General features: G+C 36.2%; 17 protein-coding genes and 1 tRNA gene. 12 read left to right on the top strand and 6 right to left on the bottom strand.

From position 1 onward, the window contains the following. Together M4Z11_RS02060 and M4Z11_RS02055 are read left to right on the top strand one after the other, a co-directional pair. A complete protein-coding gene (locus tag M4Z11_RS02060) occupies nt 1-1,098 on the top strand; it encodes a FecCD family ABC transporter permease (protein WP_249675522.1) in 1,098 nt (365 codons plus the stop codon). Further along, a complete protein-coding gene (locus tag M4Z11_RS02055; RefSeq protein WP_249675520.1) occupies nt 1,095-1,889 on the top strand; it encodes a heme ABC transporter ATP-binding protein in 795 nt (264 codons plus the stop codon). Before M4Z11_RS02060 ends, M4Z11_RS02055 begins: the two co-directional genes overlap by 4 nt. Nucleotides 1,890-2,229: 340 nt before the next feature. Here M4Z11_RS02055 and M4Z11_RS02050 read toward each other — a convergent pair. Then, nucleotides 2,230-2,320, bottom strand: a tRNA-Ser gene (locus M4Z11_RS02050). 367 nt (nt 2,321-2,687) lie between these two features. On the opposite strand from M4Z11_RS02050, the gene M4Z11_RS02045 reads away from it, so the two are divergent. The 10 genes from M4Z11_RS02045 (at nt 2,688) to M4Z11_RS02000 (ending at nt 15,889) form a co-directional block, all read left to right on the top strand. Next, a complete protein-coding gene (locus M4Z11_RS02045) occupies nt 2,688-3,947 on the top strand; it encodes a porin (protein WP_249675517.1) in 1,260 nt (419 codons plus the stop codon). Nucleotides 3,948-4,523: 576 nt separating this feature from the next. After that, complete coding sequence (gene thiC, locus M4Z11_RS02040) at nt 4,524-6,350, top strand: phosphomethylpyrimidine synthase ThiC (protein WP_249675515.1); 1,827 nt, start codon at nt 4,524-4,526, stop codon at nt 6,348-6,350. Beyond that, nucleotides 6,347-7,297, top strand: a complete 951-nt coding sequence (locus tag M4Z11_RS02035) for an FAD-dependent oxidoreductase (protein ID WP_249675513.1) — start codon at nt 6,347-6,349, stop codon at nt 7,295-7,297. Before thiC ends, M4Z11_RS02035 begins: the two co-directional genes overlap by 4 nt. Before the next feature lie 3 nt (nt 7,298-7,300). Continuing rightward, the gene (gene thiS, locus M4Z11_RS02030; RefSeq protein ID WP_249675511.1) at nt 7,301-7,498 is read left to right on the top strand and encodes a sulfur carrier protein ThiS; all 198 of its coding nucleotides are present in this window, start codon (nt 7,301-7,303) and stop codon (nt 7,496-7,498) included. A 4-nt stretch (nt 7,499-7,502) separates the two neighbouring features. Beyond that, the gene (locus M4Z11_RS02025; protein WP_249675508.1) at nt 7,503-8,276 is read left to right on the top strand and encodes a thiazole synthase; all 774 of its coding nucleotides are present in this window, start codon (nt 7,503-7,505) and stop codon (nt 8,274-8,276) included. Continuing rightward, nucleotides 8,273-8,878 (top strand): thiamine phosphate synthase, encoded by a 606-nt coding sequence (locus M4Z11_RS02020; RefSeq protein ID WP_249675506.1) that lies wholly within the window; start codon nt 8,273-8,275, stop codon nt 8,876-8,878. The genes M4Z11_RS02025 and M4Z11_RS02020 overlap by 4 nt, the downstream gene beginning before the upstream one ends. Beyond that, on the top strand, nt 8,869-9,627 hold the full coding sequence (locus M4Z11_RS02015; protein ID WP_249675504.1) for a hydroxymethylpyrimidine/phosphomethylpyrimidine kinase: 759 nt from the start codon (nt 8,869-8,871) through the stop codon (nt 9,625-9,627). Before M4Z11_RS02020 ends, M4Z11_RS02015 begins: the two co-directional genes overlap by 10 nt. A 126-nt stretch (nt 9,628-9,753) precedes the next feature. Continuing rightward, nucleotides 9,754-10,575, top strand: a complete 822-nt coding sequence (locus M4Z11_RS02010; RefSeq protein WP_249675503.1) for a uracil-DNA glycosylase — start codon at nt 9,754-9,756, stop codon at nt 10,573-10,575. Nucleotides 10,576-10,658: 83 nt separating this feature from the next. After that, nucleotides 10,659-13,286, top strand: a complete 2,628-nt coding sequence (gene pepN / locus M4Z11_RS02005) for an aminopeptidase N (protein WP_249675501.1) — start codon at nt 10,659-10,661, stop codon at nt 13,284-13,286. 293 nt (nt 13,287-13,579) lie between these two features. Beyond that, entirely contained in the window at nt 13,580-15,889 is a 2,310-nt protein-coding gene (locus M4Z11_RS02000; protein WP_249675499.1) for a sensor histidine kinase, read from the top strand. 4 nt (nt 15,890-15,893) lie between these two features. On the opposite strand, the gene M4Z11_RS01995 is transcribed toward M4Z11_RS02000, so the two are convergent. The 5 genes from M4Z11_RS01995 to M4Z11_RS01975 all read right to left on the bottom strand — a co-directional run bounded on the left by M4Z11_RS01995 (nt 15,894) and on the right by M4Z11_RS01975 (nt 23,495). Continuing rightward, complete coding sequence (locus M4Z11_RS01995; RefSeq protein WP_249675497.1) at nt 15,894-16,349, bottom strand: methylated-DNA--[protein]-cysteine S-methyltransferase; 456 nt, start codon at nt 16,347-16,349, stop codon at nt 15,894-15,896. A 461-nt stretch (nt 16,350-16,810) separates the two neighbouring features. Beyond that, complete coding sequence (locus tag M4Z11_RS01990; protein ID WP_249675494.1) at nt 16,811-19,735, bottom strand: bifunctional [glutamine synthetase] adenylyltransferase/[glutamine synthetase]-adenylyl-L-tyrosine phosphorylase; 2,925 nt, start codon at nt 19,733-19,735, stop codon at nt 16,811-16,813. A 100-nt stretch (nt 19,736-19,835) separates the two neighbouring features. Next, complete coding sequence (locus M4Z11_RS01985; RefSeq protein WP_249675491.1) at nt 19,836-21,227, bottom strand: sensor histidine kinase; 1,392 nt, start codon at nt 21,225-21,227, stop codon at nt 19,836-19,838. After that, entirely contained in the window at nt 21,224-21,910 is a 687-nt protein-coding gene (locus tag M4Z11_RS01980) for a response regulator transcription factor (protein WP_249675488.1), read from the bottom strand. Before M4Z11_RS01980 ends, M4Z11_RS01985 begins: the two co-directional genes overlap by 4 nt. Nucleotides 21,911-21,989: 79 nt before the next feature. After that, the gene (locus M4Z11_RS01975; protein WP_249675484.1) at nt 21,990-23,495 is read right to left on the bottom strand and encodes a Do family serine endopeptidase; all 1,506 of its coding nucleotides are present in this window, start codon (nt 23,493-23,495) and stop codon (nt 21,990-21,992) included. Nucleotides 23,496-23,551 lie beyond the last annotated feature (56 nt).

Below are 23,551 nucleotides of genomic sequence, written 5' to 3'. Positions count from 1 at the left end.
ATGGTTAAGCATATTTCCACAACGCATATTTCTGAAACAATAGAAAATACAAAAGAAAAAACTACAAACCGAGGAAAAATTGCGTTATTAAGTTTAATAGTGCTCCTTATCTTCAGTATTTTTAGTGGATTATTCAGTGGTGCATCAAATGCTTCTCTCATTAATCTCATTCATATAATTCTTACGCAAAATTTTTCAGTAGCTAGTAAGACATATGATTACCTTATACTTATTGATATCAGATTACCTCGTATTATCTTAAGTTCATTGGTTGGGGCAGCTCTTGCTGTTTCTGGGGTTCTTATGCAGGGGCTCTTTCGTAATCCTCTTGCAGATCCTGGAATCGTAGGTGTATCAGCAGGTGCGAGTCTCGGCGCTGTATTAGTCATTGTCATTGGTGTTTCCTTCCCACCTTTCTTTATTCCTTTTCTAGAATCTTACAAAATTGTCATAGGTGCATTTCTTGGTGGGCTTTTATCAACAATGATTCTCTATGTAATAGCAACACGACACAATTTTACCTCTATTGCAACGATGCTTCTTGCAGGCATTGCTCTCAGTGCTTTCAGTAGTGCTATTGTTGGAAGTTTAATTTTCACTGCCAATGATCAACAATTGCGTGATATTACTTTTTGGAATCTTGGTTCCCTTTCAGGTGCCACGTGGTTAAAAGTTTGTCTTATTTTACCTATTGTTTGGATTGGCTTGCTTTTTTCTCCATTTTTATCACGTGCGCTCAATGCACTAGCACTCGGAGAAGCTGTCGCTCAACATATTGGTTTTCATATTCAACGAATTAAAAATATTGCTGTTTTACTTGTTGCTCTCATGTGTGGAGGAGCAGTTGCTGTCAGTGGTGGTATTGGTTTTATTGGTATTGTTGTTCCACATATTTTACGTCTGCTTATTGGTCATGATCACCACTATCTCATTCCCTGTTCAGCTCTCTTAGGGGCAGTATTACTCATTTTTTCTGATACCTTTGCGCGTTGTATTATTGCTCCAGCAGAATTACCTATTGGAATTGTCACAGCACTTTTTGGCGCACCTTTTTTTCTTTGGATCCTTATATACCAACGAGGAATAAATTTTTCATGATTGAGGCAATTAATATCTGTATTCAGCGCGGGAAAACACATATTCTCAATCATATTCATCTTCAAGCTAGAAGTGGCGCTCTCACTATCATTATTGGCCCAAATGGATCTGGAAAAAGCACCTTTATACAAGCACTTAGTGGAGAAATTCCTTATAATGGCAAAATGACTCTAAATGGCCATGATATTAAACAAACACAAGCAAATAAAATGGCAATGATGCGTGCAGTTTTACCCCAATCAACAACATTAGCATTTCCATTTTTTGTTCATGAAGTAGTAAGACTTGGTCTTTCTATCAACCAAATTAACATCACAAAAGCTCAATTTAAAAGCCTCCCTCAAAAAGCCTTAAAACGTGTTGGTCTAGCAGATTATGAAAACCGATATTATCACCAGTTATCTGGTGGCGAACAAGCTAGAGTCCAGCTTGCCCGTGTTCTTTGCCAAGTATGGGAGCCTATTTATAATGGAGTTGCTCGTTGGTTGATATTAGATGAACCTATTGCCAACCTTGATATACAGCATCAGCTGATTGTTATGAATATTATAAAAAATTTCGTTCGTTGTGGTGGTGGTGTTCTTGCTGTTCTACATGATCTCAATCTTGCCGCTCACTATGCCGATAAAATGATACTATTAAAACAAGGGAAAATTTGTTGTGAAGGAGACGCCTCCACTGTTTTAACAACAGAAAATCTGCGTAAAGCTTATAATTGCTCGCTCACAGTTTCTGAAATACCTAAAAAAAACATCCCTTTCATACTACCACAAACAGCATCTCATTTATAACACATATAATACAATATCTTTTCCTGAAAAAAATTTGATTCAATCGGAAAATCAAGATTTTCGAATAGACTTTTTCATATAAACTATTGTTCTTAATATAGATACTTCTGTAGAGCAGTTTAGCATCTTACACTCAAACTTATTAACTCATTATTGAACCATCAAATTAACGAAACTTCTCTATAGCCTCTACAGCTTTTTATATACCAGAGCTTTAAAAAATTTAATGGAGAAAGCCGAAAGAAAAAAGACGCGCGCTCTAGGAACAAATATCAAAGCCCTATTCCAAATCTTAGTTACCTATCTCTAATCTTTAATAATATATTATTTTTATAAAAACTGGCGGAGAGGAAGAGATTCGAACTCTCGAGAGCCTTTTGAGCCCTACTCCCTTAGCAGGGGAGCGCCTTCGACCACTCGGCCACCTCTCCAACTAAAATGCATAAACAGTATCAATAAAAAATTCAAGATATTTTCGATTTTTTTCAAAAATATCTGAAATTTTCATTTTCATTGATTAGATTAAATTAAAAAATAAAATAATGGAGATTCGTGTCTTTTTTATCGCATGAATCTAAATAGTACATAAATCATTTTTAACAAGATTATTATTTCAACCAGATTAATTTATGTTTGTATTTTCAATAAAGATTTGTATATAAAGATTCGTATAGTTAACATTATGTAATGTTTTGTTTAATTGCGTCGTACTTTTTTAGTAAGCAGACATAATTATGTGCTTTATACCTTTTATACACTTTATACGTTCTATAAATAAATCCAACTGGAGATCCTTTAATGAATATTAAAACCTGCCCTTTAAGCTCTGCATTAGCTCTCTCTTTAAGCTCTACATTAGCTCTCTCTGGAGTTTCTGGATCTCAAGCGGCTTCAACTATTCCAGCAGAGCCTGAACCTGTAGAATACGTACATGCATGTGATGCATACGGTGCAGGATATTTCTATATTCCTGGAACAGAAACATGTATTCGTATATCTGGTAATGTCCGCGCTGATTTTGCAGGTGGTGATAATATTAATGCAATAACCGATGCGGAATTAGCAAATGGTAAAAAAACTTATCGCACAACTTCACGTTTAACCCTTATTTTCCAAGCTGCTTCTGAAACAGAATTAGGAACACTTCGTTCATATGCAGAAATTCGCTCACAATGGGGCAAAGGAAAAGATAATTCTGGTGGGCAACTTCGTGCTGCTTATATAGAAATTGGTGGCTTTCGTGTAGGTCTTGATAAAACGATTTTCGACAGTTGGACCGGTGGTTATGGTAAAGTTATAAATGATGACAGCATAGCACCAGCAGGTGATATACGCACTAACGTTATCTCTTACACTTTTAATGCTGATTCTGGTTTTTCTGCTATTGTCGGAGTTGAATTGGGCAATGCTTCAGGCCCTTCTCTTAAAACAAACGCTGGTGATAATATCGACTACTATTATATCGATAAAGATAGCAAAATTGTTCGTGTTGATGATACAGATCTTCCTAGCAAACAAACAAAAGACTATAATCCTAATATCTTATTTGGTATGAAATTTATGCAAAAATGGGGTGGTGTTTCAACTATTGTCGCTTATGACGCTTACTACAAAAAATGGGCCGCTAAGACACGTGTAGATTTTAATATTAATAATAATTTGAATCTTTGGGCAATGGGAGGTTATAAAAATAACTTAGATTACTATATAGTAAATACTGTAGAGGATTCTAACAATGTATTGTCACGTCAGAATACGACTATTTATGCAAACTGGGGTGGTAAATGGGCAGCGTGGGCTGGTGCAACTTACAAAATCAATCCAAAAGCAAATTTGAATGCTCAAGTATCTTATAGTGCTATAAAAACTTTCGCAACATCTGTTAATATTGCATACAAACTGATTCCAGGATTTGTTATTACACCTGAGCTAACGTATATTTCTTGGAAGGACGACCGTACTTTCAAAGGTAAAGCAAGTAATGACACACACTATAGCAATGCTTTGAATGGAAAAAGTGCCTTGCAAAGTATGATTCGTTTCCAACGTTCATTCTAATCCTTGAGAAATTATGCTCATAGAAACTGGTAGCCTGAAGTTACCAGTTTCTTTTTTACTGATAACATCTATAATAATCACAAATCTTTTATAAGATTGAATTCTTTGATAATTATCTAATAATAATAGCAACTTCACTATATATATATTACAAGTGTTCTACTAATAATAGAGCTATACCTTTTATATCAATAGATCACCTATGAAATAAATCATAAGCATATATTTTTTATATGCTATTTCTCTAATATTATAGGTTGATTACTTACAATTTTTCTCGATCCCATTCAAAAAACATTCCCAAATTATTCAAAATACATCTTTGCAATTGACAATATGAGTGTTTCAGCTGATCATAATTATATAAATAAATGCTCTGACTGGGAGTGGATTACATATGTAGACATTACAAAAAATATTTTTATTGATTTTTTCAAAATAAATTTTCTGAACTTTGTCAAATGTGTATTGATACAAAAAATGATATTGTGCGTAATCCTTGATTTATTGAGTTGAACGCATCCTTGATAACCTTGCAAAGCGTTTTTTCACTACGAATCTATAAGGAAAAAGTTTGTGCAAAAAAACACTCCATTAATTAGTTTTTCTCCTTTCCCTGCTTCACGCAAAATTTATCAAAAGAGTCTTCTCTTTCCCAACGTGCACGTACCATTCCGTGAAATTTCTCTGGTAGATAATAGTCATGAAAAAACTTTGAAGGTTTATGATACTTCAGGTCCTTATACCGATGAAAATGCAACTATTGATATTACAAAAGGATTACCTGACATTAGCACACCTTGGCTATCTGAACGTTCTGATATCGAATCCTATCCGGCTCGATTAATTCAACCTGCAGATAATGGTTTTACTCATGATAAAAATCTTGCACCAACTTTTGAACAAATTCGTCCCGTTTTTCGCGCAAAAAACGATAAAGCAGTTACACAAATGGCTTATGCACGTGCAGGTATTATTACCGCAGAAATGGAATATGTTGCTATACGTGAAAATGAAGGTTTGGTAGCAAAAGATCAAAAAAAAACATCGGGTGAAACATTCGGAGCATCAATACCAGAAACCTATACTGCAGAATTTGTTCGTAATGAAATTGCTTGCGGACGCGCTATTATTCCTCAAAATATCAATCACCCAGAATGCGAACCAATGATTATTGGTCGTAATTTTCGTGTTAAAATTAATGCTAATATTGGCAATTCAGCAGTTACTTCATCCATGGCAGAAGAAGTTGAAAAGATGGTTTGGGCCATTCGTTGGGGTGCGGATACAGTTATGGATCTTTCAACAGGTCGTAATATTCATAATATTCGTGAATGGATTATTCGCAACTCTCCTGTTCCCATTGGAACTGTCCCAATTTATCAAGCGCTCGAAAAAGTACATGGTATTGCCGAAAATTTAACATGGGATATTTTTCGCGATACCTTAATTGAACAAGCAGAACAAGGTGTTGATTATTTTACTATTCATGCAGGATTAAGATTACCCTTCATCCCCTTAACTATTAGCCGCATAACAGGTATTGTTTCACGAGGTGGTTCTATTATGGCTAAGTGGTGTCTTCATCATCATAAAGAAAATTTTTTATATGAACATTTCGATGAAATTTGTGATATTGCACGCATGTATGATGTCTCTCTTTCATTAGGAGATGGATTGCGTCCAGGCTCTCTTGCGGATGCAAACGATGAAGCTCAATTTGCCGAACTTGAAACTTTGGGAGAACTAACAAAAATTGCATGGGAAAAAGATGTACAGGTTATGATTGAAGGGCCTGGTCATGTACCAATGCATAAAATTAAAGAAAATATGGAAAAACAATTAACCCTCTGCCATGAAGCACCCTTTTATACTTTAGGCCCTCTTACAACTGATATTGCTCCTGGATATGATCATATCACATCAGCTATTGGTGCTGCTATGATTGGTTGGTTTGGCACTGCCATGCTTTGCTATGTAACGCCTAAAGAACATCTAGGGCTACCAGATAAAAATGATGTAAAAACTGGAGTGATCACTTATAAAATTGCAGCTCATGCTGCTGATCTTGCTAAAGGCTTGCCTGGAGTGCAATTGCGCGATAACGCCCTCTCACGTGCACGATTTGACTTTCGATGGCATGATCAATTTAATCTTTCTCTTGATCCAGATACAGCATGCTCTTTTCATGATGAAACAATGCCTAAAGATGCACATAAATTGGTGCATTTTTGCTCTATGTGTGGGCCTAAATTCTGCTCAATGCGTATTTCCCATGATATCCGTGATGCAGCAACAAAAAGAAAAAAAGAAGGTATGATTGCTATGGCTGAAAAATATCAAAAAAATGGTGATCTCTACGTAGAAAATGCTCCCTCTAGAAAAGAGAGAGCAAACAATTGAAAAATATTCTTATTAAAGGTGCAGGTGTAGGCGGTTTAACAGCTGCTTTTATGCTACAACAAAAAGGTATCCCTATCACTGTATCTGCCCCTCTCCATTCTCCTATAGGGACTGCAAGCTGGTATGCAGGAGGTATGTTAGCACCTTACTGTGAAAAAGAAAGTTCTGAACAAATCATCGAAGATCTTGGTATACAAGCTATGCAATGGTGGAGAGAAATACTTCCTGATATTGTAGCACAAAAAGGTACTTTGGTTGTTGCTCCTACGCGAGATATAGCAGAGCTCGAACGATTTTCAATGCGTACAAATAATCACAAAATCATAGACAATACAGAAATAGCACATCTTGAACCCGATCTTGCTGAACGTTTTAACCGTGCACTTTTTTACGAAACTGAAGCGCACATTGATCCACGCAAAGCACTGATCACTTTAAAAGAGATTCTTATAAAAAATGGAGCCTGTTTTGTTGATATAGGAATATGCGAAGAGAATTTTAATACTGTCATTGATGCAACAGGAATAGCACGTTTAGGCAAAGACAAAAATATACGAGGAGTTCGCGGTGAAATGCTTCTAGTGCGCAGCACAGATATTAAAATTTCTCGTCCAATTCGTCTTCTCCACCCACGTATTCCACTCTATGTAGTCCCCAGACAAAATAATATCTTTATGATTGGAGCAACAATGATTGAAAGTGATTTTAGTGGTGCTATCTCAGCAAGATCAATGATGGAATTTCTTAACGCAGCTTATACTCTTCACCCTGCCTTTGCTGAAGCAGAAATTATTGAATCCGGTGTTGGTATTCGTCCGTGCTATCCTAATAATTTACCTTATGTTCATAAACATGATAATCATATTTCTATTAACGGATTTTATAGACATGGTTTTCTTTTATCTCCAGAAATGGCAAAACAAGCAGTAAAATTAGCGTTGGAATAAAACATGAAAATATCTGTTAACGGTGAAATAATTGAAACAAAAGTAACCTCCCTCAATTTGCTTCTTGATGAATTAGGTTATGAAGGTAATTGGCTAGCAACAGCTGTTAATGCTGAAGTTGTTTCTCTTGATGAACGAAGTCAATTTGTCTTGCATGAAGGAGATAGAATTGAAATTCTAAGTCCAATGCAAGGAGGCTAAAACGATGTTGAATTTTTATGGACGCAAATTCTCTTCCCGCCTTTTATTAGGTACGGCTCAATATCCCTCACCAGAAATTCTTCGTAAAGCTATTCATAAATCTGGTACAGAAATTATAACAATTTCATTACGTCGAGAAACTGCAGGAGGAAAACAGAGCGGACAATTTTGGCAATTTCTTAAAGAGCTTGACATAACTGTACTTCCGAATACTGCTGGCTGTTATACTGTTAAGGAAGCAGTAACAACAGCCCAATTAGCACGAGATCTCTTCAAAACGCCTTGGATTAAACTAGAAGTTATTGGTAATCCAGATACATTACAGCCAAATGTTTTTTCTTTAGTCGAAACAGCGCAAATTTTAAATAATGAAGGATTTCAAATTTTTGCCTATACAACGGACGATCTTATTGTTGCTGAAAAACTCTTTGAAGTTGGCTGCCGTGTCATTATGCCTTGGTGTGCGCCTATTGGATCTGCTAAAGGTCCCCGTGATACTGATGGATTACGTTCTATCCGTGCATATCTTCCTGATCTTACTCTTGTTATCGATGCTGGTATTGGACGTCCATCACATGCTACCATTGCTATGGAGCTTGGCTATGATGCAGTACTACTCAACACAGCTGTTGCTAAAGCCGGTGATCCTGTATTAATGGCTGAAGCATTTTCTAAAGCTATTACAGCAGGACGTATGGGTTACAAAGCAGGATTACTTGAAGCACGCAACGTAGCAGTTCCTTCAACACCAGTTATTGGCAAAGCAATATTTTCATGAAACTTGACCCATTTTATCTCATTGTTGATAGTGCAGATTGGGTTGAACGTTTAGTTCCCTTTGGGATTAAGCTGATACAATTACGCATAAAAGATAAGGATACAGAAACGATTATTCAACATATAAAACGAGCAAAGAATATATGTAATAAATTTAAAGTCCAATTAGTCATTAATGACTATTGGAAAATAGCCATTGACGAAAAATGTGATTTTATTCACCTTGGACAAGACGATTTAAAAAATGCTGATATTTTGGCAATCCGTAAAAGTGATATAAAATTTGGTCTTAGTACTCATGATGAACACGAATTAGATATAAGTTTATCTATCTCTCCTGAATATATTGCACTTGGTCCCATTTATCCAACAATTTTAAAAAAGATGAAATGGGCTCCACAAGGATTAGAAAAAATCAAGCAATGGAGAAAGAAAATTGGTTCTTTGCCTTTAGTAGGTATTGGTGGTTTAACACCAGAACGCGCAATCAATATTTTAACAGTTGGAGCAAATAGCGCTGCTGTTGTCACTGATATTATTTTAAACAAAAAGCCCGAAGAACGTGTCCAACAGTGGATAAAGGTGACCCAAGCATGGCGCTAATGCCTTCTATACTTATTGTTGCAGGTACCGATCCAACAGGAGGAGCCGGTATTGTTCGTGATATAGAAACAGCAACACATTTTCAAACAAAAGCAAGTTTAGCCATCACAGCTGTCAACGTACAAGATAACAACCATGTTGCTGAAATTGTACCCATGAGTAAAGAAACTGTTGCTGCACAAATGCATATTGCCCTCAAAAACAATTCAATACATGCAATTAAAATCGGTATGACAGGAACCCAAGCAATTATAGAAGGGATCTGTGATATCTTAAAAGATTATCATCATATTCCTACCATTCTTGACCCTGTGCTTATTGCCTCATCAGGAGGGCAACTTACCACAGAAAAAATCACAGATATTATGCTCAATAAACTGCTTCCTCATATTGATCTTTTAACACCCAATATGGCAGAGCTCGCTCTTCTCAGTAAAAGCTCTTTGACTTCTAATCATGAAGAAGCAATCCACCAAGCACAAAAACTTCTCTCATTTGGCCCACGCCATATATTAATAAAAGGTGGACATACCGAAGATAATTTCGCAACAGACAGCTTAGTTAACAAAACTGAAGTTATAAATATTTCCTCTCCGCGTTTAAAAGGAACAATGCGTGGAACAGGTTGTATCCTTTCAAGTGCTATTGCTGCACATCTAGCGTTAAAACAATCGATGATTGAAGCCATAAAAAATGCGAAAGCATACACTTACACATTACTTCTGAAGCATTGTCAAAAGGATCATTAAAATCTAATACCACTCCATTTTCTGAGAATATACTGAATTTCTATTCGCAATAAACATATTATAAATCTTGAAGAATAATTCTTCTTAGTCTATTGATTTATAGATCAGTACAAAGCAAAAAGAAAAATGTCAAAAAAAAATAAAGACGTAATCTTAAATGAAGATCTACTCAGTTTCTATAAAGAAAGTGGTGTTGACACTGCGCTTACTGATATTCCTATTGATCGTTTTAATCAAGCTATCCCTGTAGAACCGCAATTAAACCAAGCATGCGATATCCCCTATCATCAACAAATACCACCAACCATAAAATCGCATACTACTTTACTTGATAATCCGGATAAAACGCACCCCGTACTCTCGGTCGTAGAGATAGCAAAAAAAGCTCAAACACTTGATGAGCTGAAATCTGCTCTTCTTTCTTTTAACGGCTGCTCATTAAAACTAACAGCCAAAAATACCTGTTTTTCTGATGGAACAGCAGGAAGTCCTCTTATGCTCCTAGGTGAAGCTCCAGGACGAGAAGAAGATATACAAGGAATTCCATTTGTAGGAAAAGCAGGCATACTACTCAACAAAATACTCGCATCAATTGGTCTCACAAGACAAAATGTTTATATAGCAAATACTATTCCCTGGCGTCCACCAGGAAACCGCACACCAACACCACGCGAAATTGCATTATGTCGCCCTTTTATTGAACGTCAAATTTTATTAGCCAAGCCTCGTATTCTTATAGCGCTGGGAAGCACTGCCGTGCAATTTTTTACGGGAATGCAGAGTGGCATTATTCGAATAAGAGGAAAATGGCTTACCTACGAAAACGAAGATCTTAAAATACCTGTTATGCCAACTTTTCATCCTGCTTACCTTTTACGAACGCCTAGTCAAAAAAAGCTCACATGGATAGACTTTTTAGAAGTAAAAAACCGTTTAAATAATCTTTAATCATTTTTAAATTCTGCTTTTTCTTAAGAAATAAGCGGCCTTTCAACAAATTAACCTCCCCCAATATAGCAAGGAAAACAATTATGAAACAAGAAACAATCCCTGTTTATCATTTAGAAGATTACCAACAAACACCCTATGCCATACCTAAAACACAACTTAATTTCTGTCTGGAACCAACAAAAACTGTCGTTAAGGCAACATTGTCTATTGAACCTCGTAAACATACAAAAGAATTAACACCTCTTGTACTTTCCGGTGACGAACTGACATTAGTTTCTGTTACTATCAATGGAGAAAAATTAGCCGAAAATGCTTATAAAAGTACTCCTTCAAACTTAGAAATCATTGCTCCTTCCACGACTTCTTTCACATTACAAATAGTGACAGAATTGAATCCTGAAAGTAACCGTCAACTTATGGGGCTTTATCTTTCAAATGGTGTCTATTGCACACAATGCGAAGCAGAAGGCTTTCGTCGCATTACTTATTTTTATGACCGTCCCGATATTCTTTCTACCTATTCAGTAAAAATTGAAGCAGATTCTCAAACGATTCCAATCTTACTTTCTAATGGTAATCTCATTGAAACAGGAATCCTTGAGAATAACCGGCATTTTGCTCTTTGGGAAGATCCTCATCCAAAACCATCTTATCTTTTTGCTTTAGTTGCTGGAAATCTTGACAAACTTGAAGATCATTTTATCACAGCTTCCGGACGATGTGTCAAACTTGGTATCTATGTGGAAAAAGGTAAAACTAAACAAGCAATTTATGCTATGGATGCCCTCAAACGTTCCATGCGTTGGGATGAACAATGTTTCGGGCGTGAATATGATTTAGATGTTTTCAATATTGTCGCTGTCTCTGACTTTAATATGGGCGCAATGGAAAACAAAGGTCTTAATATCTTCAATGATAAATATGTTCTTGCAGATCCTGAAACAGCAACAGACAAAGATTATAGAAATATTGAACGCATCATTGCACATGAATATTTCCACAATTGGACTGGTAATCGTATTACCTGTCGTGACTGGTTTCAACTTTGTTTAAAAGAGGGATTAACTGTCTACCGTGATCAGGAATTTTCTGCAGATCAAAATATACGTAGTCTGCAAAGGATTGAAAACATAAAAATGTTGAAAGCTACGCAATTTCCTGAAGACTCTGGTCCTCTTTCTCATCCTGTACGCCCCCATCAATATAGTCAAATCAATAATTTTTATACTACAACTATCTATGAAAAAGGAGCAGAAATAGTGCGTATGGTACGTACTATTTTAGGCGCTGTACTCTTTCGTAAAGGTATGGACCTCTATTTTCAACGCCATGATGGACAAGCTTGTACTATTGAAGATTTTATTGCTTGTTTTGCTGAAGTATCGAATCAAGATTTCTCACAATTTATGCTATGGTACGAACAAGCAGGTACTCCTCATGTGGAAATTGATAGCCATTATAATGATGGTATTTTAACAATTCATGCAAAGCAACATATTCCACCAACACCACAGCAAAATAATAAGAAACCCATGCTTATCCCTATTGCCTTTGGTCTATTAGGACCTGAGGGACAATCACTCCCCTATGAAGGGGACACAACTATTCAATCAGATGTTATATTACTTTCTAAGGAAGCTCAAACTTTCCAATTAAAAGGACTGCGTAATAAACCTATCTTATCACTCCTGCGAGATTTTTCTGCTCCTATTATTTTACAAACTCCATTTAATGAAAACGAACTGATTTTTCTTGCTCAAAATGATAGCAATCAAATCAATCGTTGGCAGTCACTGAATACTCTAATAACACAAGCCCTTGTTCGAGCCATTCAAGATAAAACACTCGAAAAAGCAACCATGCCCTTTAACCTATTAAAGCTGATTAAAACCATCATCAAAGATGAAACCCTAGAGCCAGAATTTCGGGCATTTTGTTTAAATTTACCAAGCGAAAGTGAACTTGCACATGCAATTGGTAAAAATATCGATCCAGACCGAATCTATGATGTACGTAATCAATTTTTAGCTTCTATTGCACACACCCATCAAGAACTTTTCACAAAATTCTATGTACAAATGCAGGTAAAAGAATCTTATTCGCCAAATGCTGAGCAAACTGGAAAAAGAGCATTACGCAATATTATATTAGACTATCTCTCTATTGCCGAAGCTAATCCAAAACGTGCTGCCACACAATATGCAGTGTCTGATAATATGACCGATCGTATTGCCAGCATAACAATTTTAGTACAACGCTTTAACAAAAGCGAACAAACGCAAAATGCTTTAAATGATTTTGAAAATCGATATTATCATGATCCTTTGGTCATGGATAAATGGTTTTCAATTCAAGCAACGGTTGCAGGAGCATCAACACTTGATTGTGTTCAAAAACTCACAAAACATCCGCTTTTTTCACAAGATAATCCCAATAGAGTACGTGCTTTGATCGGCGCTTTTGCTTCTGGTAACCAAACGGGTTTTAACAGGATTGATGGTGCATCTTATCATTTCCTATGCCAAACTATTTTAGAAATTGACCCTAAAAATTCACAACTTGCTTCACGGTTATTAACAATTATGCGCTCTTGGAGACAATTGGAACCTATTCGACAGAAAAAACTCGAATCTGCATTAAAAACAATTGCAACAGCAGCAAAATTATCAAGCGATGTGACAGATATTATCAATCGTATCCTTGCTTAAAATAAAAATATTGACAATTAAATCGTTGTAATATTGCTCTATTAATGAATCGAATTTGATTCTTTTAAGGCTTTCATAACAATAAGCCTATAAATAAGCTATTCTAACCTATTTATAAGTAATATTAAAGTTCTTTTAATTTTCACAATTTATACTCATAAGAGTAAAATTATTCTTTTTTTAAAAAAAAGACTAGACAGAAGACTCTTGTTTTGATTCATTAGGCTTGTTGAACTGTTATAAGTATCAAACAGTTTTCTAGTTACATTATTCATGATTAAAGGACCCCAGAAATGGCTAAATTGGACGCGTATAACGCGGCCACAAGAATGCGTTCTGATTCAAAACCAAGCACTTCAAACTGCAAGGTAGGAGTAGCACGTATTTCTAGTTCAACTTACCAGAAACTCCTCTTTATCGAACCTTGGTTACGACGTTCTATTCCGTTCGCCATTATTATATCTTTGATTGTGTTAGCAATAATACGCTTTGCGTCACTTTATGATTGGCGCCATACAATTGACAATAATGCGCACTCTACACTTTCTCTTTTATCCTCCTCTATCGTAAATAAAATCAACTATGATTTACTGGCTTTTACTCAGCAAAAAAAAGTAGCTAGTCTTTCTCATAATCATTTACAAAATATTCTGATAAACTTTCATCATCAAAGCTTTACTAATATCAATCCTATGATAGCTATCCTTGATCGCAATGGGAATATCTTAGCCTTATTTAATTCAGAAATAATTTCAGAAAAATCTTTACAAGATTTTATTTCTGAAAATATCGATTCATTGCCTCTCAAAAAAAATACTGGAATCATACAAATTACAATAGGACAAGAACTTGCTCTCGCTTCATTCAACCAAACAGACAATGGCCAATATGGGGTATTCATTAGTGCAACAAAAAAACATATCTATACGGAATGGCAAAAAAAATTCTCATTAAATATAACTTTATTTATAGGAACAGTGAGTACTATTTTAGTTCTTCTCTATGCTTATTATAATCAAATCATACGAGCGCGTAATACAGATCTGATTTCAGAAAAAATTCAAAATCGCATTGATATGGCTATGATGCGCGGACGTTGTGGATTATGGGATTGGAATATGGCAAGTGGGCGCGTTTATTGGTCACGAGCAATGTATGAAATGCTTGGCTATGAACCTCAAAATGCACTGCTATCAATTTCTCAAATTACTGCTATCATTGACCCAAAAGATGCCAATTTTTTTGAACTCGCTCAAGAATTAATGGACAATAAAAAAAAACATATCGACATTAATGTACCTATGCGTCACGCTGAAGGCTACTATGTATGGATGCGCATTCGCGCCGAAGTAACCGATGAAGAAGAACCTCACTTGGTTGGCATTTCCTTTGATATTAGTGAACAACATCAATTTGTTGAACAAACTGCACAAGCTGATCTTCGTATCCGTGATGCGATTGAAAATATTTCTGAATCCTTTGTCTTGTGGGATTCAGAAGGGCGTCTAGTTATGTCTAACAGCAAATTTTGTGAATATGCTGCTATCCCTAAACAAATGCTACAATCAGGAATCGAACGTGCAACTGTTGAAGCCATGTCACGTCCTGCTATCAATGAATATCCCCTCAAAATAGATGAATCTGGTAACTTAACGAGTATTCGCCAAACTGCAGATGGCTACTGGCTAAAAATTAACGAGAGACGCACACAAGATGGAGGACTTGTTTGTGTTGGTACTGATATATCTGAACTTAAACAACAACAAGAAAAATTTGAAGATAGTGAAAGGCGGCTTTTTTCATTTATTCAAGAACTAAAACGTGCTCGAGGAAATGCTCAACAACGTGCTACAGAAGTTGAAAAGCTTAATAAAAGCCTACAGGAAGAAAAAGAGCGAGCCGAAAGTGCTAACAAAGCTAAATCAGAATTTTTAGCCAATATCTCCCATGAATTGCGTACTCCTCTTAATGCTATTCTTGGTTTTTCAGAAATCATGTTGCAATCTACCTTTGGCCCCCTCGGTTCACAACGCTATAAAGAATATATGCATGATATTCATAATTCAGGAACCCATCTTCTAACTCTTATCAATGATATTCTTGATATGTCAAAAATCGAAGCTGGAAGATTCACCCTTAACCGTAAAAATATCAACCTTGAACCAATTATCAGTGAAACAATTCGTACACTAACACCACAAGCACAAGCGAAAAAGATTTCTCTTACAACAAATATTGAACAAAAACTTCACGCTGATGTTGATTGCCGCGCTATGAAACAAATTTTTCTGAATCTTATCTCCAATGCTGTTAAATTCACACCTTCTGGCGGCAGTATTGATATCCGTGCTTTCCAGAAAAATAATAACCTTATCTTTAGTATTAAAGATACAGGTGTTGGTATTCCCCAAGAAGCAATCAAAAAACTTGGACAACCCTTTGAACAAGTTGAAAATCAATTTACCAAAACCCATCCCGGATCAGGCCTTGGATTAGCTATATCCCGTTCTTTATTAGAATTACATAAAGGGAAACTGGAAATCACGTCTAAAGAAGGAAAAGGCACAATTGTAACGATTATAATGCCAATTCAACAAAATTAAATTTTTAATATCGCTCACGTTGTAGCAAAATTTGTTTGCGTTGAATACCCCAACGATAACCAGAAAGAGCACCATTCTTACGAACTACACGGTGGCAAGGGATCACTAATGCTAATTCATTACATGCACATGCATTAGCAACGGCACGGTATGCTTTTGGCATACCAACATTTTGTGCTAACTCTTCATAAGAAATTGTTTCTCCACATTGTACTTCACATAACGCAGCCCAAACTTTCTTCTGAAAAACCGTGCCATCTATATCTAATCGAAAATTGTGATGCTTCACCAATTTAGGAGTTTCAATCATTTCTACAATACACTCTATATCTTGATGCAATGCAAAATCATCCACATTGTGCTTTATATTGGTAAAACGCACTTCTAATTCTTGAAACAACTGTGCAGTCAAATCTCCTAAAGCAATATAACAAAGACCCTTATGAGACTTCACCACCATAAGATTCCCTATTGATGTTTCCCTAGCCATCACAATAACTGCAGCCTGCTTGCTCTTGTTTTTTCTCCTCTTTATTATATCTTGTGATATCGTTAAATTCACAAAAATCCTCTAAAAATTAAACTTCTACCCATAAACAAATAACCTTATTCCAAATGTGAAATACTGTTACCCTTTTAGCTACAATTTTACATATAAAATGCATATATTAAATTGAACATAAAAATAAATTATAAGAAATATTATTAACGACCGCTTTTAGTTAGTAAAGAAAAGAATAGCTGCTTAAAAGGAAGCTTATTTGTGTAATAAACTCACCTGCCTTACTAATTGAAAATAAAAAAATTTTATTTATTAAGCAGAAAAAAATAGGGAATATTATAATATTCATGGCTTATTTTAACATACATTAATTTTTTTATACTAAAAAGTTAATGTATGGTTACATAAGAGCATTATATCTAACCTCCCATGACTTGGGTAAAAATTGTACGTACTGATCGTCCTATTTCTTCAATTAATTTTTCAACACGTGGCAAATCAGGCTCACCTATACTACGCAACAAAAGATCACTCAATCCAGGTGGCATATCATCAGGATTAAGAGAAACATTTAAACAAAGACGTATAATTTGACTCAAATTTGTATAAAGACAATAAGCGTAATGTAAATCAGAAATCAATGATTGACTTAGAAAATCCGGTGGTAAACGAGAAAGAATATCAGCTGTAGTTGCTCCAATTTGAAAATCAATAACATGAGTTATAAGAGCAAATTGAGCAATAAATTCAAGATCCATAATACCACCAGGTATAGTTTTTAAATCCCATCGATTCGCTGGTGGTTTTTCTATTTCAATTAAAGCGCGCATTTCACTCACTTCTTTTGCAACCCTCTTTTTATCACAAGGAAGTGCAATAATTGCGCCTACTTCATCTTCTAATTTTCGCAAAAAATCGGCATCTCCGGCTATGCCTCTCGCACGGGTTAAAGCAAGATGTTCCCATATCCACGCTTCCTGGCGCTGATATTTTCTAAAAACCTGAAAGGGAACAGCAATGGGCCCTTTATTACCCAATGGCCGTAATCTTAAATCAACAGTATAAAGAACTCCTTGATTTGTAGAAGTAGATAAAGCAGAAACAAAACGTTGTGTTAAACGCGTATAATATTGAGAGACATAGAGTGGCTTTTCTCCATCAGACATTTCTATATCTTCATCATGTTCATACAATAAAATAAGATCAACATCCGATCCTGCAGTTAATTCACAGCTTCCTAGCTTACCCATACCCAATATACCAATACGTCCCCCTTTAATATGGCCATGGTGATGAAAAAATTCTTCCTGAACAGCAATAAGTGTTTTTTCAATCATGAGATCAGCAAGCGCAGTAAAAGCAAGGCCTGCTTTATCTCCCTTAATTGTACCATTCAAAAGCCGAATACCAATCAAAAAACGCTGTTCACCAGCAAAAATCCTTAGATGATCAAGAATTTCTTCATAAGCAGTGACACCTTCAAGAAAATATTTTAAACGATTTTCTAAATAATTTTTTGTCGGTAATTCTGAAAAAATTGCTGGATCCAGCATCCCATCAAAAACATGTGGTGTACGTGTAATAATCTCCGCAAGACGCGGTGCAGCGCCCATAATACAAACCAACATATCTAAAAGGGGTGGATTCGACTGCAATAAACTAAAAAGCTGTATTCCTGAAGGCAAACCTTGCAAAAAACTATCAAAACACAACATTGCCTCATCTGCTCTTTTGGTAGCACCAAAAGCCTTTAAAAGTGCTGGTGTAAGCTCTGTTAATCTTTCACGCGCTTCAGCAGATTGAGTCGCCTTATAACGCCCACAATGCAATGTCCGCATAATACGACAAATATCACTTGCTCTTTCAAAGCCTAAACGACTTAATGTAACAAGTGTTTCAGGATCATCTTCCTCACCTGTAAAAACCAAGTTACCAATTTCCAAGCCAAGTTCTTGCTCATGCTCAAACAGTGCAGCATAATGCTTTTCAACTATCAAAAGTGTTTCTAACAAATCACGAATAAAACAGCGACTCTCTTGATATCCCATCAAATATGCAACACTCGTAAATCGAGCAACTTCTTCTGGCAAAATATGCGTTTGTTCATCTGCAAGCATTTGAATACGGTGTTCAACATTACGTAAAAAGGCATAGCTTTTTATAAGACTATCTTTAATTTCCTCTCCGATCCAACCAAGCTTGCAAAGCTCTGCTAACATCTCAACTGTTTCACGTCCACGTAATTGAGGTAAGCGTCCTCCAGCAATTAACTGTTGTGTTTGCACAAAAAACTCAATCTCACGAATGCCCCCTCGTCCCAACTTAATATTATGACCATAAGCAGCAATTTGCCCATAATTTTTATAGGTATGGATTTGGCGTTTAATAGAATGAATATCAGCAATAGCTGCATAGTCTAGATATTTTCGCCATACATAAGGAGAAAGTTCTTTAAGAAAATTAAAACCTGCATCAATATCACCTGCTACTGGACGAGCTTTAATCATAGCTGCACGTTCCCAATTTTGACCACGTCCTTCATAATAACGCAGAGCAGTCCTAATAGGTAATGCTAAAGGTGTTGAACCCGGATCCGGTCGGAGTCGCAAATCGAGCCGAAAAACATACCCTTCAGCAGTGCGTTCTTGAATGATACGGATTAATCGACGCACCATTTTTGAAAATATATCAATACTTTCATAGAGATCTCCCACGTGAGGAGACATTTCATCAATTAAAATAATCAGATCAATATCAGAAGAATAATTAAGCTCTTCAGCACCAAATTTTCCCATACCTAAAACAATTAAACCACAATCTTTCTCTGGTGTATCACGGTTAGCTAAACTTATTTTTCCGCAATCATGTGCTTCTCTCAAAAGAAAACGTAAAGCCGCACCTAATGCTGCTTCACCAAGACGTGTTAGCCATGCACAAGAAACCTTATAAGTAAAAACACGAGCTAAATCAGCTAAAGCAATAAGAGTATGTGCTTCTCTTTTTTTGCACCTTAAAGCCGCCATTAATGAAGTTTCATGAATCATTTCAGCTCTATCAGCAGCAGCAATATCTGCTATAATTTGACTTAGCCTTGTTTCTATATCTACAGTCAATAAAGGACTAAGATAAGAGGGATTTGCTATCAAAACTCCACGCAAAAAAGGAGATAAGGTCATGACCGCACAGATGAAATCAACTTGCTCTCCTCCACCTACAATATAGGAAACCAATGATTCTAAATTCTCTTTCCTTGCTTGTTCTTCAATATCTTTTAACCATTGTGAACCACTCTCATCAAGAGGGCGTAAAGGAAAAAGACGCGTTTTTAAAAAAGCTGTTTTCATTTGCATTCCATCAAGAAAGCATTTTAATTTTCATTCTATTTTATTGGATTACAAAATTAGAACAAGGCAATACCTATAAAATAACCAAGCAATAATAATATTAAGAAAACAACAAAACAGCTCTCAATCCTGGATTTGCATTTTCAAGCAACAATTCGCCTCCATGAAGTTTCATAACGGCTTTTGCTATACTTAAACCAATACCAAAACCAGGTTGTGTGCGACTTTCTTCAAGACGAACAAACCGTTCTATCACTTTTTCACGTTTATCTTCTGCAATTCCTGGACCATTATCACTAACTACAACGAGCAAACGTCTACCATCATACTCCATTGATAAAGAAACCTCTGCCTTCTTTTCACCTATAGATGCATATTTGATTGCATTATCAATAAGATTAAAAATTGATTGTGTAATAAGCTCACGATTCAGCTTGAGTTCTTTATCAAAAGTATGTCCCAATCGAAGTAAAACACCAGCCTCTTCGGCAAAAGGTTCATAAAATTCAACTGCATCTTCAAGAATCAATTTTATATTCATTATTTCAAGATTCTCAATTGAACTACCTGCTTCAATACGCGAAATCATTAAAATAGCATTAAAAGTACGAATAAGATAATCCGATTCAGCAATAACTTCATCCAGAACCTGACGATATTCAAGCTCTGTTTTTTTTCCTAAAAGAGCTTCTTCAGCACGATTTCGGAGACGAGTTAGTGGTGTCTTAAGGTCATGTGCAATATTATCTGATACCTGACGCAAACCGGTGTTTAATTCTTCAATGCGATCTAACATAACATTAAGATTAACTGACAGTCGATCAAACTCATCACCCGCCCCAGAAACAGGTAAGCGTCCACTAAAATCACCATTCATTAAACGCTGTGATGCATCTGTTACACGATCAATCCTTTGTAAGGCCCGCCTACCAATAAAAAACCATATTAACAAAGCGCCTCCAACCATTGCTGCAAGAGCAATCATAACGGCTTTACGAATAACTGTCACAAAACGTTCCGGCTCATCCAAATCTCGCCCAACAAGCAGCTTCATAGCATTGGGTAAATCAATAATGACCGCTAAAGCACGATGTTTATTGGATTCATTTATTTGGTCATTTTCTCCAAAGCGTGAATACAAAAAAGAATGAGAAAGAGAGCCCTTAGACTGAAGAAGCCCAGGTTCGATATGGGCAACATTCCCTGCCAAAACACGGCCCATTGGATCGGTGACAAGATAAAGAAAAGCCCCTGGTTGTCGTGAACGATAATTAATAGTACGCATTAATAAAGGAAGTCCACCATAATTATAAGTATTCTCGATATTCCTTAATTCTTCACGTAAAGCTTGCTCTGTTTGATCTATCAGTAATGAAATAGCGAATGCCGTCATATAAAGAGAAAGTCCCGCTGCAACTAATCCAAAAAGCAAAATATAGAGCGCAGAAAGCCTCAACGCTGTCGTGCGCATCATGTTGATTAAACGGTTCATATTTTTTTTTCTGGTGCCTTTAGCATATATCCTGCCCCACGAACTGTATGCAAAAGTGGAACATCAAAATCTTTTTCAATTTTTGCTCTTAAACGAGATATATGAACATCAATAACATTTGTTTGCGGATCAAAATGATAATCCCAAACATTTTCCAAAAGCATAGTACGAGTGACAACCTGTCCAGAGTATCGCATTAAATATTCCAGTAAACGAAATTCACGCGGTTGCAACATAATATTCTTGTCACGACGTTTCACTATATGTGCTAACCGATCAAGTTCGAGATCGCCAACACAATAAACAGTTTCTGCTTCTTTCGGATTTTTTCTCCGTTGTAAAACTTCAACACGCGCAAGAAGTTCAGAAAAAGCATAAGGTTTTGTTAGATAATCATCTCCACCTGCACGCAAACCGGTTACACGATCGTCAACCTGACCTAAAGCAGAAAGAATAAGAACTGGTGTTTCGTTGCCTTTTGCACGCAACTCAGTAACAATAGAAAGACCGTCACGATACGGAAGCATGCGATCAATAACCATCACATCATAATTTACCGTCTCTGCCAAAGTATAACCAGTATCTCCATCATAAGCAATGTCAGCTGCATGTCCTGCTTCCAAAAATGCTTTTTCGAGATAACGCCCTGTCTCACGATCATCTTCGATAATGAGTATCTTCATAAAACGCATCTCCATTATTTTATTAAATGATTAATGAAACAGAAATCTCAGTAAATTTCTGTTTCACTTCTCATAAATATTATTTTTTTAAAATTGGAAGAGCAATAAAACGATTCTGATCATTTGTTCGCACTTGCAATAATATCGCATTTCGCCCTAATTTTTTTGCATCTTTGATTGCATCAGTAATATCAGATGCTTTTTTGACAGGTCTATTATTAACCGTTACGATAACATCACCAGGACGTACACCCCTATCAGCTGCATCTGTATCTGAATCCACATCAGTTACAACCAACCCCATACCATCATCAGAAGGAGCTACAATCAAACCATAATCTTCTAATGTTTCATCTGAATTACCGTGCTCGCTTGAATATTTTGCTCTTTCTCGCTGTCCCTCATCCACTGGCATCGTATCAAGCTTAACCTTGACACTTTCCTCTTTACCCGATCTCCAAATTCCTAAAGTAACAGTTTCTCCGGGTGTAGTGTTTGCAATACGCTTTGCTAGATCACGTGCATCATTAATTTTTTCGCCATTAACCGCAATAATTACATCACCTGCTTTAACACCAGCTTTTGCTGCTGGCCCTTTGAGCGGATCAGTAATTAAAGCACCTTTAGCTTCTTTTAGACCAATCGAATCAGAAATTTCTTTTGTGACAGGTTGAATTTGAACACCAATCCAACCTCGCTGAACGGAACCTTTTTCCATAAGTTGTTTTACAACCTGTTTCGCTGTTGCTGAAGGAATAGCAAAAGCAATCCCAACATTCCCGCCAGAAGGAGAAAAAATTGCTGTATTAATTCCAACAACTTGTCCATTAAGATTAAAAGTTGGACCACCAGAATTACCACGATTAACAGCAGCATCAATCTGAATAAAATCGTCATAAACACCAGCACCAATATCACGTCCACGTGCAGAAACAATACCTGCTGTTACAGTTCCACCAAGGCCAAATGGATTTCCGACAGCAACAACCCAATCCCCCACATGAATTGTCGAGTCATCTGCAAAACCAACATATGGAAACTTCCGTTTATCATTTACTTTTAATACGGCAAGATCAGTTCGGGGATCTGCTCCAATAAGTTTTGCCTCAAATTCTGTACCGTCATCAAGAATGACAGAATAGCTTGTTCCATCTACAATTACATGGTTGTTAGTAACAATATAACCATCAGGGGAGATAAAAAAACCAGATCCAAAGGCTACAGGACGAAATTTACGCGAACGATTCAAAGGCTTATCATTAGGAAGAGCATGATTATAAAAATCTTTAAAAAATCTTTTCAAAGGATGTTGATCTGGCAACTGATCAATCCCTGGATTACTAAAAAAATTACTAAAGAACCGTTCTTCTTTTTTGGCATTACTCTTCACTTGCACAGAAACAACAGCTGCCTTTACTTTAGATACAACATCTGCAAACCCTTGTTGTTGTACTGAAGGAACAAATACAGGATTTGCATGGGTAGTTGTCACCCAAAAGTTTGATCCATTAAAAAACATCGTACTTGCTAAAAACACAGAGCAACTTACTGCTGTTAACATCATACGAAAATTTGATTTGACCATTTTTTATGCTCCTACTCAGTAATATTTTAATCATATTATCATTAACAATAAAACAG

This window comes from Bartonella bilalgolemi (assembly GCF_023500045.1).
GTDB lineage: Bacteria > Pseudomonadota > Alphaproteobacteria > Rhizobiales > Rhizobiaceae > Bartonella > Bartonella bilalgolemii.
This window is presented reverse-complemented; position numbering and strand designations above follow the sequence as displayed.

Coding starts and splice junctions, on each gene's coding strand:
- M4Z11_RS02055 (WP_249675520.1), top strand. CDS start 1,095: ATGATTGAGGCAATTAATATCTGTATTCAGCGCGGGAAAACACATATT.
- M4Z11_RS01985 (WP_249675491.1), bottom strand. CDS start 21,227: ATGAACCGTTTAATCAACATGATGCGCACGACAGCGTTGAGGCTTTCT.
- M4Z11_RS01980 (WP_249675488.1), bottom strand. CDS start 21,910: ATGAAGATACTCATTATCGAAGATGATCGTGAGACAGGGCGTTATCTC.
- M4Z11_RS02020 (WP_249675506.1), top strand. CDS start 8,273: ATGAAACTTGACCCATTTTATCTCATTGTTGATAGTGCAGATTGGGTT.
- M4Z11_RS02000 (WP_249675499.1), top strand. CDS start 13,580: ATGGCTAAATTGGACGCGTATAACGCGGCCACAAGAATGCGTTCTGAT.
- M4Z11_RS01990 (WP_249675494.1), bottom strand. CDS start 19,735: ATGAAAACAGCTTTTTTAAAAACGCGTCTTTTTCCTTTACGCCCTCTT.
- M4Z11_RS02025 (WP_249675508.1), top strand. CDS start 7,503: ATGTTGAATTTTTATGGACGCAAATTCTCTTCCCGCCTTTTATTAGGT.
- M4Z11_RS01995 (WP_249675497.1), bottom strand. CDS start 16,349: ATGGTGGTGAAGTCTCATAAGGGTCTTTGTTATATTGCTTTAGGAGAT.
- M4Z11_RS02045 (WP_249675517.1), top strand. CDS start 2,688: ATGAATATTAAAACCTGCCCTTTAAGCTCTGCATTAGCTCTCTCTTTA.
- M4Z11_RS02015 (WP_249675504.1), top strand. CDS start 8,869: ATGGCGCTAATGCCTTCTATACTTATTGTTGCAGGTACCGATCCAACA.
- thiS (WP_249675511.1), top strand. CDS start 7,301: ATGAAAATATCTGTTAACGGTGAAATAATTGAAACAAAAGTAACCTCC.
- M4Z11_RS01975 (WP_249675484.1), bottom strand. CDS start 23,495: ATGGTCAAATCAAATTTTCGTATGATGTTAACAGCAGTAAGTTGCTCT.
- pepN (WP_249675501.1), top strand. CDS start 10,659: ATGAAACAAGAAACAATCCCTGTTTATCATTTAGAAGATTACCAACAA.
- M4Z11_RS02010 (WP_249675503.1), top strand. CDS start 9,754: ATGTCAAAAAAAAATAAAGACGTAATCTTAAATGAAGATCTACTCAGT.
- M4Z11_RS02060 (WP_249675522.1), top strand. CDS start 1: ATGGTTAAGCATATTTCCACAACGCATATTTCTGAAACAATAGAAAAT.